The sequence below is a fragment of the Streptomyces sp. NPDC001002 genome, assembly GCF_053599215.1.
This window is the reverse complement of sequence record NZ_JBSFLV010000078.1, coordinates 1-14177: the sequence shown is the minus strand read 5'-3', so window position 1 is coordinate 14177 and position 14177 is coordinate 1. Positions and strand designations below refer to the sequence as shown.

The 14177-nt window shown below is 71.9% G+C and carries 13 protein-coding genes and 1 rRNA gene; 3 read left to right on the top strand and 11 right to left on the bottom strand.

Features of this window, described 5'->3' with window-relative positions; translation table 11 throughout:
• Nucleotides 1-11: 11 nt before the first annotated feature.
• From ACWDR3_RS30080 to ACWDR3_RS30060, 5 genes are all read right to left on the bottom strand, one after another.
• A complete protein-coding gene (locus tag ACWDR3_RS30080; RefSeq protein WP_450355717.1) occupies nucleotides 12-1148 on the bottom strand; it encodes a glycosyltransferase family 4 protein in 1137 nt (378 codons plus the stop codon).
• A 660-nt stretch (nucleotides 1149-1808) separates the two neighbouring features.
• Nucleotides 1809-3527 (bottom strand): DNA repair protein RecN, encoded by a 1719-nt coding sequence (gene recN, locus ACWDR3_RS30075; RefSeq protein ID WP_450355743.1) that lies wholly within the window; start codon nucleotides 3525-3527, stop codon nucleotides 1809-1811.
• A 159-nt stretch (nucleotides 3528-3686) separates the two neighbouring features.
• On the bottom strand, nucleotides 3687-4595 hold the full coding sequence (locus tag ACWDR3_RS30070) for an NAD kinase (protein WP_450355716.1): 909 nt from the start codon (nucleotides 4593-4595) through the stop codon (nucleotides 3687-3689).
• Nucleotides 4592-5407: a TlyA family RNA methyltransferase gene (locus ACWDR3_RS30065; RefSeq protein ID WP_450355715.1), complete on the bottom strand. Its 816-nt coding sequence runs from the start codon at nucleotides 5405-5407 to the stop codon at nucleotides 4592-4594. The genes ACWDR3_RS30070 and ACWDR3_RS30065 overlap by 4 nt, the downstream gene beginning before the upstream one ends.
• 7 nt (nucleotides 5408-5414) lie before the next feature.
• Nucleotides 5415-5750 carry a hypothetical protein gene (locus tag ACWDR3_RS30060; protein ID WP_450355714.1) on the bottom strand — a complete coding sequence of 112 codons (336 nt, stop codon included), beginning with the start codon at nucleotides 5748-5750 and terminating at the stop codon, nucleotides 5415-5417.
• A gap of 42 nt (nucleotides 5751-5792) precedes the next feature.
• On the opposite strand from ACWDR3_RS30060, the gene ACWDR3_RS30055 reads away from it, so the two are divergent.
• Nucleotides 5793-6140 (top strand): SCP2 sterol-binding domain-containing protein, encoded by a 348-nt coding sequence (locus tag ACWDR3_RS30055; protein ID WP_450355713.1) that lies wholly within the window; start codon nucleotides 5793-5795, stop codon nucleotides 6138-6140.
• On the opposite strand, the gene ACWDR3_RS30050 is transcribed toward ACWDR3_RS30055, so the two are convergent.
• From ACWDR3_RS30050 to ACWDR3_RS30035, 4 genes are all read right to left on the bottom strand, one after another.
• A complete protein-coding gene (locus ACWDR3_RS30050; RefSeq protein ID WP_450355712.1) occupies nucleotides 6124-7035 on the bottom strand; it encodes an ABC transporter ATP-binding protein in 912 nt (303 codons plus the stop codon). The genes ACWDR3_RS30055 and ACWDR3_RS30050 overlap by 17 nt on opposite strands.
• Nucleotides 7032-8069, bottom strand: a complete 1038-nt coding sequence (locus ACWDR3_RS30045; RefSeq protein WP_450355711.1) for a FecCD family ABC transporter permease — start codon at nucleotides 8067-8069, stop codon at nucleotides 7032-7034. Before ACWDR3_RS30045 ends, ACWDR3_RS30050 begins: the two co-directional genes overlap by 4 nt.
• Nucleotides 8066-9109, bottom strand: a complete 1044-nt coding sequence (locus ACWDR3_RS30040; RefSeq protein WP_450355710.1) for a FecCD family ABC transporter permease — start codon at nucleotides 9107-9109, stop codon at nucleotides 8066-8068. Before ACWDR3_RS30040 ends, ACWDR3_RS30045 begins: the two co-directional genes overlap by 4 nt.
• An 89-nt stretch (nucleotides 9110-9198) precedes the next feature.
• Nucleotides 9199-10227, bottom strand: coding sequence for an HAD hydrolase-like protein (locus tag ACWDR3_RS30035; RefSeq protein WP_450355709.1), 1029 nt, complete (start codon nucleotides 10225-10227; stop codon nucleotides 9199-9201).
• A 71-nt stretch (nucleotides 10228-10298) separates the two neighbouring features.
• On the opposite strand from ACWDR3_RS30035, the gene ACWDR3_RS30030 reads away from it, so the two are divergent.
• Complete coding sequence (locus ACWDR3_RS30030) at nucleotides 10299-11588, top strand: DUF1015 domain-containing protein (RefSeq protein ID WP_450355708.1); 1290 nt, start codon at nucleotides 10299-10301, stop codon at nucleotides 11586-11588.
• Nucleotides 11589-11663: 75 nt separating this feature from the next.
• Here ACWDR3_RS30030 and ACWDR3_RS30025 read toward each other — a convergent pair whose 3' ends face one another.
• A complete protein-coding gene (locus ACWDR3_RS30025; RefSeq protein WP_450355742.1) occupies nucleotides 11664-12554 on the bottom strand; it encodes a hypothetical protein in 891 nt (296 codons plus the stop codon).
• Nucleotides 12555-12683: 129 nt separating this feature from the next.
• Between ACWDR3_RS30025 and ACWDR3_RS30020 the strand changes: the two genes are divergently transcribed.
• Nucleotides 12684-13940, top strand: a complete 1257-nt coding sequence (locus ACWDR3_RS30020) for a hypothetical protein (protein ID WP_450355747.1) — start codon at nucleotides 12684-12686, stop codon at nucleotides 13938-13940.
• A gap of 132 nt (nucleotides 13941-14072) precedes the next feature.
• Here ACWDR3_RS30020 and rrf read toward each other — a convergent pair.
• A 5S ribosomal RNA gene (gene rrf, locus ACWDR3_RS30015) occupies nucleotides 14073-14177 on the bottom strand; the annotation flags it as partial.

The following is a 14177-nucleotide window of genomic DNA, read 5'->3' as shown; positions in this document are numbered from 1 at the left end:
GAGATGAGCGGCTAGATGAGCGGCCGAGGCTGCGTCAACTCGTCGTAGACGCTCAGCACTTGCGCGACCGTCTCGTCCTCGGTCGGCCAGGTGGCCGCCTGGAGGGCGCCCTTCTCCTTGAGGAGTTCGCAGCGCTCGGGGTCGGCGAGCAGGCGCACGACGGCGGCGGCGAGTGCCTCCGGGTCCGCGGCGGGGACGAGTTCGGCGGCGTCTCCGACGAGTTCGGGGATGCCTCCCCCGCGGGTCGCGACCAGCGGTACGCGTGCGTGCAGGGCCTCCTGGGCGAGCACGGAGCGTGCTTCCCGGCCGCTCGTCAGGAGTGCGAGGTCGGCGGCGGCGAGGAGTTCGGGGATGTCGTCGCGCCGTCCGACGAGCCGGACCGGCAGTCCCTCGGTCTCGATCCGGCGCTGCAACTCGCCCCGCAGCGGGCCCTCCCCCGCGATCGCGACGAGCGGCACAGGGTCGAGGCCGCGCCACGCGCGCGTGGCGTCCAGGAGGGTGTCGTAACCCCGGTGCCGTTCGAGAGAACCGACGGCCATCAGCAACGGGCGGCCGATGGCGCCGAGTTCGGCCCGCACCTTGGAGCGCAGCCGGTCGGGGTCGTCCTGCTCTGCGGAGTGCCGCGGTCCGGGCAGGGAGACGGCGGCGAGCCGGGCGTCCCGGGCTCCGGTGCGGCGCGCCCGGTCCACGAGGTCCGAGGTGGTGCCGAGCACCACCGTGGCGGCCTTGACGACCCGCCGCTCCAGCAGGCGCAGCAGATGGGCGCGGGCGCCCTCCGCGTACGCGCGGTCGTGCCAGGTGACGACCAGCGGGGTACGCCGGCCGCTGAGCGCCAGTACGGCACGGAACGAGGCGTGCAGGCCGTGCGCGTGCACCAGGTCGGCGTCCCGGCACGCCTCCCGGAGGGCGGCCACGGAGGCCGGGTCGCTGCTGCGGGGCACGTGCACGTGTTCGGCACCCGCGCCTGTGAAGTCGTAGGTGTGATCGGCCTCGGCGGGGGCGCACACCGTGACGCGTACGCCCCGCGCGGCGAGTCCCGAGGCCAGCGAACGCACGTGTGCGCTACTGCCGGCGTTGCCTCCGCCGAGCACCTGGACGGTGCGCAGCGGCGACTGGCCGGTCGCTGAGTGGCTGCTCACGTGGGTCACGTGGCCGGGGCTCCTGGTTCGGCGTCGGGCGGTCACGAAGAAAGTACAGAAGGAATGAGCGGAGGGGGTGTACCGCGCGGCTTCCTCCACGTACAAGCCCAAGGATGCCAGCACGCACGGGTGTTCCGGGAACGCCGAGGGCGCGGGGCGTGGGCGGGCGTGGATGCCGGGTCACCCACACGGGTGAGGGAAGCGGTGGTTCCGGGGGCGGCCGGTGAAGGAACGGTGAGCGAGCGGGCGGGCCGACGGACCTGGGTTCCGCGTGTCCTGTCCCACGCGGGAAGGACCTGGTTCCCGTGCCCTGTCCCACGCGGGAAGGACCTGGTTGCCGTGCCCAGTCCCACGCAGGTCGGCCCTGGTTCCCGTGCCCTGCCCCACGCAGGACGGCCCTGGTTCCCGTGCCCTGCCCCACACGGCACGGCCCTGGTTCCCCGTGCCCCGGCCCACGCGCGGGCACCCTCGCTAGGGGACATCCGCCCGCCGCGGCCCTCATGACCCCGCTCTCCACGTGCCGTTGCGCTCGCACGCGGGCGCGCCCGCCCCACACGCCGTCACGCGCCCTTCCGACACGCGAAACCGCCCCCAAGGCGGCAACGCACCGACGAGCAACGTCCGTCCACCCGGAGCCGAGCTGAACTCAGCCGGGCCGGCCGCGCGCCGCTATCCGTCGGCCCGCGCCGTCGCCAGCAACTCCTCCGCGTGCGCCCGAGCCGTCTGCGAGTCTTCCTGGCCGGCCAGCATCCGGGACAACTCCCGGATCCGCTCCTCGCCTTCGAGGACCTTCACGCCGGACCGGGTCACCGACCCGTCGTTCGTCTTCTCGACCAGCAGCTGCCGGTCGGCGAACGCGGCGACCTGGGGAAGGTGGGTGACGACGACGACCTGCGCGGACTTGGCGAGCTTGGCGAGCCGGCGCCCGATCTCGACCGCCGCCTTGCCGCCGACGCCGGCGTCGACCTCGTCGAAGAGGTACGTCGGCACAGGGTCCGTGCCCGCGAACACGACCTCGACGGCGAGCATCACGCGCGAGAGCTCACCGCCGGACGCGCCCTTGGCGATGGGCCGCGGGGGCGCTCCGGGGTGCGGGGCGAGGAGCAGTTCGACCTCGTCGACGCCGGAGGGACCGTACGCGACCGCGCGTCCGCCGACCTCCACGCCCTCCGGGTCCTCGGTCTGCCGGATCTCGAACGAGATGCGCGCGTGCGGCATGGCGAGCGAGGCCAGTTCGGCGGTCACGGCCGCCGCGAACCGCTCGGCCGCCTCGGCGCGCGCGTCGCTCAACGCCTGCGCGAGTCCGCCCAGTTCGGCCCGCAGCGCGTCCCGCTCTACGGTGAGTTCGCCGATGCGCTCGTCGTCGCCGTCCAGTTCGGTCAACCGCGCGGCGCTCGATTCGGCCCAGGCGAGCACGGAGTTGACGTCCTCGCCGTACTTCCGGGTCAGCGCGGTGAGCGCGGCCCGCCGCTCCTCGACGGCCGACAGCCGCAGCGGATCGGCGTCGAGGTCGTCGGCGTACCCCGCCAACTCCCCTGCCACATCGCCGAGAAGGATCCCGATCTCGCCGATCCGGTCGGCGAGCGCGGACAGCGCGGGGTCGTGCGACCGTACGGCGTCCAGGGCCCGGTGCGCGCCCGCGACCAGCGTGGCCGCGTCGATGCCCTCAGGGTCCTCGGGGTTGCCGGCGAGGGCCGCGTGGGCGGCCGTGGCGGCGGACGACAGGGCCTCGGCGTGTCCGAGCCGGTTCGCCTCCTCCGCCAGCTCCACGTCCTCGCCGGTGCGCGGTTCGACGCCCGCGATCTCGTCGAGGCCGTAGCGCAGCCGGTCGGCTTCCTGGGCGCGTTCACGCGCGCGGGTGACGATCTCGTCCAGCTCGACCGAGACGGCCCGCAGCCGCCGGTAGGCCTCGCCGTACTTGGCGAGCGGTCCGGCGACGGCGTCACCGGCGTACCGGTCGAGCGCCGCTCGCTGCCGGGACAGTTTCAGCAGCCCCTGCTGGTCGGTCTGGCCGTGCACGGCCACGAGGTCGTCGGCGAGCTCCGCGAGCAGCCCCACGGGCACGCTGCGTCCGCCCACGTGCGCCCGCGACCGCCCTTCGGCGGAAACGGTACGGCTGATGAGCAGCGCCCCGTCGTCGAGTTCGGCCCCGGCCTCCTCGGCGCGCACGATCGCCGAGGCGCCCGGGGGAACGGAGATCCGCCCCTCCACGACCGCCTTCTCGGCGCCGATCCGCACCAGCGCGGGATCCGCCCGTCCGCCCAGCAGCAGCCCCAGGCTGGTGACCACCATGGTCTTGCCCGCACCCGTCTCACCGGTGACGGCGGTGAACCCGGGCGACAGCTCGACGACCGCGTCGTCGATGACTCCGAGCGACCGTATCCGCATTTCTTCCAGCACGATGAAGACCTTACGAGGTCCGACCGGGCGAGTGCGAGGTGCCCTTGTCACCCGGGGGAGTGTCACGCCCCGCGCGGGCCGGGGAACTGCGCGAGCGACCACAAACCGTCCACAGTCGCCCGCGCATCCGCACACTTCCTCGAACGGTCAGTGGTGCGGCGCCCCGCGCCACCCGGACACCGGCAGGGCGAACTTCGCGACCAACCGGTCCGTGAAGGAGGCGTGATGCAGCCGGGCCAGCCGTACCGGCACAGCCCCTCGCCGTACCTCCACCCGGGCGCCCGGCGGCAGTTCGAAGGTCCGCCGCCCGTCGCACCACAGCACGCCCGGCGGAATGTGCGGCAGCAGTTCCACGGCGAGCACCGAGTTCGGCGAGGTCACCAGCGGCTTCGCGAACAGGGCGTGCGCGCTGATCGGCACCATCAGCAGCGCCTCGACCTCGGGCCACACCACCGGTCCCCCGGCGGAGAAGGCGTACGCGGTGGACCCGGTGGGCGTCGACAGCACGATCCCGTCGCACCCGAACCCGGTGACCGGCCGCCCGTCGATCTCCAGCACCACTTCGAGCAGCTTCTCGGCGCCGGCCTTCTGCACCGCCGCCTCGTTCAGCGCCCAGTCCGTGTGCACGATGTCGCCGTTGCGGTGCACGACGACGTCGACCGTCATCCGCTCCTCGACCTCGTAGGACTTGGAGACCACCCGGTCGACGACCTTGTCGAGGTCGTCGCGCTCGGCCTCGGCGAGGAAGCCGACGCTGCCGAGGTTGACGCCGAGCATGGGCACTCCGGACGCGCGGGCGAACTCGGCGCCGCGCAGCAGCGTCCCGTCACCGCCCAGCACGATGAGCAGCTCGCACCCTTCGAGGCACTGCGCGGTGGCCTCCTTGACCAGCTCCACCTCTTCGGGGAGCGGCAGGTTCTCGGCCTCGTACTCCAGGACGCGTACGCCGATGCCCTCGCGCAGCAGGCCCTTCACGACCAGTTCGGCGCTGCGGATGGCCGCGGGCCGCCCGGTGTGGGCGAGCAGGAAAACAGTACGAGCTCGGTTCGGTGTCAACGGGGCCCCTCCGCCACTGCACGGTCGACATCGGCCGGGTCCAATCGGGGTGCCCCGGCCCGCAGCCACAGAAAATACTCGACATTCCCGGAGGGTCCGGGCAGCGGGCTGGCGGTGACGCCCTTGACCCCGAGCCCGAGTTCCCACGCTTTCCCGGCCACGCCCCGCACGGCCTCCGCCCGCAGCTGCGGACTGCGGACGACACCGCCGCTGCCCAGTCGTTCCTTCCCCACCTCGAACTGCGGCTTGACCATCATCACCAGGTCGGCATCCGCCTTCACACACCGCGCGAGGGCCGGCAGCACCAGCCCGAGCGGGATGAAGGACAGATCACCCACGACAAGATCCACAGGTTCCCCATCGATCGCTTCAAGCGTCAACTCGCGTACGTTCGTACGGTCCTTGACGGTGACGCGTTCATCGCTCTGCAGAGACCAAGCGAGTTGTCCGTATCCGACATCCACCGCCACGACATGTGCGGCACCCGCCCGCAACAGGACATCGGTGAAACCGCCGGTGGACGCGCCGGCGTCCAGCGCCCGCCGCCCCTCGACCACGAGCCCCTGCGGTCCGAAGACCGCCAGCGCGCCCGCGAGTTTGTGCCCGCCCCGGGAGACGTAGTCGGGATCGCTGTCGTCGGTCTGGACGACGATCGCCGCCGCGGTCTCCACCTGTGTGGCGGACTTGGTCGCGACGGTCTTGCCGACGGTGACCCGGCCGGCCGCGATCAGCTGCCCGGCGTGCTCGCGCGAGCGCGCCAGCTTCCGGCGCACCAGCTCCGCGTCCAGCCGACGGCGTGCGACTCCTGCCACGTTCGGTTCAGCTCCTGCTTTCGTACGGCGATTGATAGGTGTGACCCGAAGGGTCTCGTTGAGGGGTGGTGGTCGGGTGGCGGGTGGGAGCCGGAGGTCCCGGGCGGGCGTCGAGCGCGGTGAGCGCGTCGCGCAGCCCCCGGTGCACATCCTCGTACACCTCGATGTGTCCGTCCGTGGCGAGGTGGTCGGCGTCGGCCAGCCGCTCCAGCTGCCCGTCGACCTCGGCGTTGCCGGTCGGCGTGCGGTCCACGGCCAGCGGGGCCGGAGCGGCGGGGTCGTACTCGGTCTCGACCTCGGCCGGCTCCTCCTGCGCTGTGGCCTCGGGCACTGTGTCGCTCATGCCCAGACGCTACCCCGAAGAGCTGGGGTACCGTCGATCACGATGGCCACGATCGAGGAGTGCCGCGCCGCACTCGAAAAGCTCTCGGACAACATGCAGCGCGCCGAGGGGGACACCGCCGCGGCGGCGGCCCTGGACCGCTCGGTGAGCTGCCGCATCACGGACCTGGACGTCACGTTCGTCGGCCGCATGACGGGCGGCCGGATCGTGGTGCAGGACACCCTGCAGGGCCCTCCCAAGGAGAAGGCCCAGATCAGGCTGGCCATGTCCGGCGACGACCTGGTCGCGCTGGTGAACGGCGAGCTGAACTTCGCGAAGGCCTGGGGTTCGGGCCGGGTGCGCCTGGAGGCGGGCCTGCGCGATCTGTTCCAGCTCAGGAAGCTTCTGTAGCGGCGACCTTCTCCTCCACCACGCCGGTCTCCTTCCTGAGGTCGGCGCGCGCCTTCGTACGCGCCTTCCGCGCGGCCGGCACCACCAGCGGGGTCCCCGTCTCCGGGTCGTCGATGACCTGGCAGCGCAGCCCGAACACGTCCTCGACCAACTCGGCCGTGACGATGTCCTTGGGCGCCCCTTCGGCGATGATCCGCCCCTCCTTCAGCGCGATGAGGTGCGTGGCGTAACGCGCCGCGTGGTTGAGGTCGTGCAGCACGGCGACCAGCGTCCGCCCCTGCTCCTCGTGCAGCTCGGCACAGAGGTCCAGGACGTCGATCTGGTGCTGGATGTCGAGATACGTCGTCGGCTCGTCGAGCAGCAGCAGCGGGGTCTGCTGGGCGAGCGCCATGGCGATCCACACGCGCTGCCGCTGACCGCCGGACAATTCGTCGACATAGCGATCGGCGAGCTCGGCGACCCCGGTCTGCGCCATGGACTCCTGTACGACCTTCTCGTCCTCGGTCGACCACTGGCGCAGGATGCCCTGGTGCGGGTAGCGGCCGCGGCCGACGAGGTCCGCGACGGTGATCCCGTCGGGCGCGATGGAGGTCTGCGGGAGCAGGCCCAGGGTGCGCGCGACCTTCTTGGCCGGCATCGACTGGATGACCTGGCCGTCAAGGAGCACCCGGCCGACGTTCGGCTTGAGCATCCGGGACAGGGCCCGCAGCAATGTCGACTTGCCGCACGCGTTCGGCCCGACGATCACGGTGAAGGAGTTGTCGGGGATCTCCACCGAGAGCTGCTCGGCGATGACCCGCTGGTCGTAGGCGAGGGTGACGTTCTCGGCGGACAGGCGGTTCACGGTGCTCCTTCGGTTGTCCAGCCCGCGGCTGGGGATGCTCTGGTCGCTCATATCCGGCCCGCCCTGCGCTCGCTGACGAGCAGCCACAACAGATAGACACCGCCGAGGACGCCGGTGACCACACCGACGGGGATCTGGTCGGCACCGAAGATCTTCTGCGAGAGCCAGTCGGCGGTGACCAGCAGGGCGGCGCCCATGCACAGGGACGGCAGCAGGTTGGGGCCGGGCGAGCGGGTCAGCCTGCGTGCGAGCTGGGGCGCGGTGAGGGCCACGAAGCCGACGGGCCCCGCGGCGGCGGTCGCGGTCGCGGTGAGCAGGACGGCGGCCACCAGCAGCAGCGCCCGCACCCGCTCGACACGCACCCCGAGGGCGTTCGAGACGTCGTCGCCCATCTCCATCATCCGCAGCCCGCGCCCGTTGACGAGGACCAGCGGCACGAGCACCGTGCACAGCGCGAGCAGCGGCCAGACCTGGTCCCAGTCCCGGCCGCTGAGGGACCCGGTCATCCAGACGACCGCCCGGGTCGCGTCGACGATGTCGGAGAGGGTGAGGAGATAGCCGTTGACGGCGGTGACGATCGCGGAGACGCCGATGCCGACCAGGACGAGCCGGTAGCCGTGCACGCCCCGCTTCCAGGCGAGCAGATAGATGGCGAGCCCGGTCGCCAGCCCGCCCACGAGCGCGCCCATGGTGACCTGGCCGGCGCTGCCGGAGAACAGCACGATCATCACCAGCGCCCCGGCCGTCGCCCCCTGGCTGAGGCCGAGCACGTCCGGGCTGCCCAGCGGATTGCGGGTGACTGCCTGGAAGAGGGCACCGCCGAGCCCGAGCGAGGCGCCGACCAGCAGACCCACCAGGACCCGGGGCAGCCGCAGTTCGTTGACGATGAACTCCTGCCCGGCGTCCCCGTTCCCGGCCAGCGTCTTCAGCACGTCCCCCGCAGATATGGGGAAGTCACCGGTGCCGATCAGCACGACGCTCGCGGCGAGCGCGGTGAGCAGCAGCAGCGATACGACGGTGACGGCACGGACGTCCAGACGCAGGGAGAGTCCACCCGGCGTCCTCATGACACGGTTGGTCCTCACAGCTGGGTCGTCCTCCGGCGTCGTACGAGATAGATGAAGACCGGGCCGCCGATGATCGCGGTGACGATGCCGACCTGCACCTCCGAGGGGCGCGCCACGACCCGGCCGACGACATCGGAGCCGAGCAGCATCACGGGCGACAGGATCGTGGCGTACGGCAGGATCCAGCGCAGGTCGGGGCCGGTGAAGGAGCGCACGACGTGCGGGACCATCAGGCCGACGAACACGATCGGGCCGCAGGCCGCGGTCGCCGCCCCGCACAGCACGGTGGCGGCGAGCATCGCCAGCGCCCGGGTGCGGTTGAGATTGGCGCCCAGCGCCTTGGCGGTGTCGTCGCCCATGGCCAGGGCGTTCAGCGGCCGGGCGAGACCGAGGGCGAGGACCGTGCCGACCGCGATGAACGGCAGCACTTGCAGAACCGTCTCGTCGGTCGCCGTCGTGAGTGAACCGACCGTCCAGAAGCGCATCTTGCCGAGCGCCGCCTGGTCGCTGATCATCACGGCCTGGAGATAGCCGTAGAGCGCGGCGCTGATCGCGGTCCCGGCGAGCGCGAGCCGCACGGGCGTCGCGCCCCGGCTGCCGCCCAGGAACCAGACCAGCGCGCCGACCGCCGCCGCCCCGAGGAAGGCGAACCACACGTACCCGGTCAGCGAGGTGACACCGAAGTACGTCATCGCGGTGACGACCGCGGCGGACGCGCCCGCGTTGATGCCGAGCAGTCCGGGGTCGGCCAGCGGATTGCGGGTGAGCGCCTGGAGCACGGCTCCGGAGAGCCCGAGCGCGGCGCCGGCGAGCAGCCCGAGCAGCGTGCGCGAGACGCGCTCCGCGACGACGACGTCCCCGTAGGTCCCCGAGTCCTGGAACAGGCCGTGCCAGACCTGCGCCAAGGACAGCTCTTTCGCGCCGATCGCGATGCTCGCCACCGCGACGAGCGCCAGGATCAGGACGGAGACGAGGAGCCCAAACGCCCGTATCGCCCGGCGGTTTGGGGGCGCGGGGGCGGTTTCCGCGCGCTGTTCGGGAGGACTGTCGACCAACACGCAGTTAGGTTAGCCTACCCTCGCATTCGCCTTCGATCCTTGGTCGTGACCGCCCTCCGATTCACAGCTTCGACGCCATGTGGCCCCGCTCACAACGCCAGTCGCGCCAGGGCCTTCTCCGCGTCCAGTTCGCACTTGCCGTCGCCGGCCGCCGTCCAGGCCGCCGCGCACAGCGCCCGCAGCCCGTCCAAGTCCTCGCCGTCACCGTCGAGTTCCAGCCGCTCCGCACCGGCCCTTGCGGTCCAGCCACCGCACCGGAACCCGTCACCCGCCTCGACGACCTCTGGCTGCCCCGTCAGCATCCCGCGCAGATCGGCGTCGACGTAGGTCGGCCGGTGCTGCGGCGGCGCGGCGAGGAGCTGGGGTCCGTCGGTGACGCCGGTGAGGACGAGCAGGGAGTCCACCTCGCCGTTGAACGCGCCCTCGATGTCCGTGTCCAGCCGGTCCCCGACCACCAACGGCCGCTTCGCGCCGGTGCGCAGGATCGTCTCCCGGTGCATCGGAGGCAGCGGCTTGCCGGCGATCTGCGGCTCGGCACCGGTCGTGATCCGGACGACCTCGACCGCCGCGCCGTTGCCCGGCGCGATCCCGCGCGCGCTCGGGATCGTCAGGTCGGTGTTGGACGCGAACCAGGGCACCCCGCGCGCGATGGCGAACCCGGCCTCCGCGAACCGCGCCCAGGCCAGATCGGGTCCGCCGTACCCCTGCACCACGGCCGCCGGGTCGTCGTCCGCCGACTCCACCGGCTCCAGACCGCGCTCGCGCAGCGCGACCCGCAGCCCCTCCCCGCCGATCACCAGCACCCGCGACTTCGCCGGCACCTGCTCGCTGATCAGCCGCGCGACCGCCTGCGCGGAGGTGATGACGTCCTCGGCACCCGTCGGTATCCCCAGCGCGGTGAGATGCGCGGCCACGACATCGGGGGTGCGCAGCGCGTTGTTGGTGACGTAGGCGAGACGCATCCCGCCCTCACGCGCGGTGGCCAGCGAGTCGACCGCGTACGCGATCGCGTTCCCGCCCGCGTACACCACCCCGTCCAGGTCGAGGAGCGCCGTGTCGTACGCCTCGCTCAGGGCCTGGTCACTGCCCTCGGGCTGCCTCCTGGCGCTCTGGCTCATTCCACATCGCTCCTCGTTCGACGACTTTCCCCGATCAGCCCGCACGCCACTGACACACGTACGATGCCGGGATGAACACTGCAGGTCACTCGGAAGCAACGCTGCCCCGAGGCCTGGAACTCACCCCGTTCCGAGGCCTACGGTACGACCCCGACCGGGTCGGCAGCCTGGCCGCCGTGACATCTCCGCCGTACGACGTCGTCGTGCGCCCCGACGGCCTGCACCATCTCCAGGACTCCGACCCGCACAACATCGTCCGCCTGATCCTGCCGCAGGCCACCACCGCCGGCGCCCGCAACGAACAGGCCGCCGACACCCTGCGCCGCTGGGTCGACGAGGGCGTCCTGGCCACCGACCCCGAACCGGGCCTGTACGTCTACGAACAGCGCCACGACGACGGCATGCTCCAGCGCGGCATCATCGGCGCCCTGCGCGTCTCGGACCCCTCCGAGGGCGTGGTGCTGCCCCACGAGGACGTCATGCCGCACGTGGTCGCCGACCGCGCGGCCCTGATGCGCGCCACCTCCGCGAACCTGGAGCCCCTGCTCCTGACCTACCGCGGCAACGGCTCGGCCCCCACGTCGAAGGTGGTCGAACGCACCGCCCAGCGACCCCCGTTGCTCGCCACCACCACGGAGGACGGCTACAGCCACCGCCTGTGGGCGGTCACCGACCCGGCGGACCTGGCCGACGTCCGCTCCGACCTGTCCCACCACCAGGCCCTGATCGCCGACGGCCATCACCGCTGGGCGACTTATCGACTTCTACGCGCGGAGCATCCCTCCCCCAGCGACTGGGACCACGGCCTCGTCCTCCTTGTCGACACGGCCCGCTACCCCCTGCGGGTCCGCGCCATCCACCGCCTCCTGCACGGCCTCCCGGTCGCCGACGCCCTGGCCGCCCTCGACGGCCTCTTCCGCGTCCAGCGCCTGGACGTACCCCTGCCGGAAGCCCTCACGACCCTGGCGGACGCGGCCTGCGCGGGCAACGCCTTCCTGCTGGCCGGCGACGGAGCCTTCCACCTCGTGGACCACCCGGACCCGGCCCTCCTGGCCCGCACGATCCCCGCCGACCACCCACCGGCCTGGCGCACCCTGGACGCGACCGTCCTGCACGCCACGCTCCTCGACCACGTCTGGCACATCCCCGAGGACTCCCCCGCTCACATCGCCTACATCCACGACACGGCCGCGACGGTCGAGAAGGCCGAACGCGACGGCGGCACGGCGGTCCTGATGCACCCCGTCCGCGAGGAGGTCGTCCGCGACCTGGCCCGCCAGGGCGTGACGATGCCCCGCAAGTCGACGTCGTTCGGCCCGAAACCGGCGTCGGGCCTGGTGCTGCGCGCGCTGGAACTCTGACAGCGGACACGCGCATCTGACGCCGGACATGAAGAAGGGCGGGACCTCACGGCCCCGCCCTTCTTCATACGCGGATCAGTTCTTACGATCCTCGACGCCGTCCTCGACGTCTTCGTCGTCTACGTCCTCGTCCTCTACGTCGTCCTCGACCCGGACCTCGTCCTCGACCGGGATCTCGACGGGCGCCTCAACCTCGGTCTCAGCCTCGACCGCGACCTCGGTGTCGACCTCCGCCTCAGGCTCGACATCGGCGGCCTGCTCACCGTCGCTGTCGTCCTCGTCGTCCTCATCGAAGGCGTCGACGAACTCGACACCGTCCAACTCGGCGAGCCGGTCCGACGCGTCCGTGCTGCCGTCCCGGTCGGCCTCGATCGCCTTCCCGAACCACTCCCGCGCCTCGGCCTCACGACCGGCGGCGAGCAGCGCGTCCGCATAGGCGTACCGCAACCGCGCGGTCCACGGCTGCACGGCGTTGGACGCGAGCTCGGGGCTCTGCAGGGTCACGATGGCCGCGTCGAGCTGGTCCATGTCACGCCGAGCGCCGGCCACGACGAGCCGCATCTCGACCTGCCCGGCCTTGTCGAGCTTGTTCACCTCGGGCGCACCGGCCATGTCCAGCGCCTTCTCCGGCCGCCCGAGCCCACGCTCGCAGTCCGCCATCACAGGCCACAGGTCCACGGACCCGGTCATCCGACGCGCCGCCCGGAACTCCCCGAGCGCCTCGGAGTACTTCTGATTCGCGTACGCCGCGAACCCGGCCGCCTCCCGTACGGCAGCGACACGCGACGCCAGCCTCAACGCCACCTTGGAGTAGCCGTACGCGCCCTCGGGGTCCTCGTCGATGAGCCGGGCAACCATCACCAGGTTCTTCGCGACGTCCTCGGCCAGCGTCTTGGGCAGGCTCTGCAGCTCCTGCCGTACGTCCTTGTCGATCTCGTCGCCGGTGACGTCCTCGGGGATCGGCAGCCGCTTGATCGGCTCACGGTCCCTGTCCCGATCCCGGTCGTCACGGCCGCGGTAGCCGCCACCGCCCTGCCGATCGTCGCGACCCCGGTAACCACCGGGACGCCCACCGCGGTCGTCACGCCGGGGCCCATGCCCACCACGGTCGTCCCGACCCCGGAACCCACCGCTGCGCTCACCCCGGTTGTCGTCCCGCCGGAAACCACCGCGGTCGTCACGCTGGCCGGCCGGACGGGGACCACGGTCACCGCGGTCTCCGCGGTCGTCGCGGCGGAAGGGCGGACGATCCCCGCCACGGTCGTCCCGACGCGGCCCACGGTCACGATCGTCACGCTGGAAGGAGGGCCGAGAACCCCGGTCACCACGGTCATCGCGCTGGAACGACGGCCGCGAGCCACGGTCACGGTCGTCGCGCTGCCCAGCCGGACGGGAACCACGGTCACCGCGGTCGTCACGACGGAAGGGCGGACGATCGCCACCACGGTCATCCCGACGCGGCCCACGGTCACGGTCATCCCGCTGGAAGGAGGGACGAGAACCACGATCCCGGTCATCCCGCTGGAACGAGGGGCGGGAACCCCGGTCACCACGGTCATCGCGCTGGAACGACGGCCGCGAGCCACGGTCGCGGTCGTCCCTACGGTCGTCACGGCGGGGGGCGCTGCCTCGGTCGCCGTCGCGGCGGTCATCCCGACGGTCGCCCCGGTTGTCGTCCCGCCGGAAGCCACCGCGGTCTCCGTCCCGACGCTCTCCACCGCGGTCGTCACGACGGAACGCCGGCCGGTCACCACGGTCGCCCCGGTCATCGCGACGGAAGGGCGGCCGGTCGCCACCACGATCGTCCCGACGCGGCCCACGATCGCGATCGTCCCGCTGGAAGGAGGGACGCGAGCCACGATCCCGATCGTCCCGCTGGAACGAGTGACGGGAACCACCACGGTCACCGCGGTCATCGCGCTGGAAGGACGGACGAGAACCGCGGTCACGGTCGTCACGCTGCCCCGCCGGACGGGAACCACGGTCGCGGTCGTCACGCTGGAACGACGGGCGCGAGCCACGGTCACCATCGCGTCGGTCGTCGCGGCGACCCGCGTAGCCGCCACCTCGGTTGTCATCCCGACGGAAGCCGCCGCGGTCACCACGGTCATCGTTCCGGCGGTCGCCGGAGCCACCCCGATTGTCATCACGTCGGCCGGGCGCAGGCCGGTTGTCGTCGCGGCGCCCATAACCGCCGCCACGGTTGGCACCACCGGAACCACCAGTGGCTCCGGAGCCACCGCGGTCGCTGCGACCTCCGCGGTAACCACCACGGTCGCCGCGATCACCACTTTCCCGGCGCCGCTGGTCGCGCTCCGGTCGATCCTCGGGAGAGTTGGTGGACATCGGTGACTCCTGTCTTCGGTACCGCAAGTCATTCTCGCGCAGCCGGGTAGCCGGCGCGCTCCGGGTGGAGCTTGATTCAAAACACAAAAGGACCCCTGGTCCCAGCTTGACGCTGGGACCAGGGGTCCTCCAAAGATTGTTCGGCGGCGTCCTACTCTCCCACAGGGTCCCCCCTGCAGTACCATCGGCGCTGTAAGGCTTAGCTTCCGGGTTCGGAATGTAACCGGGCGTTTCCCTCACGCT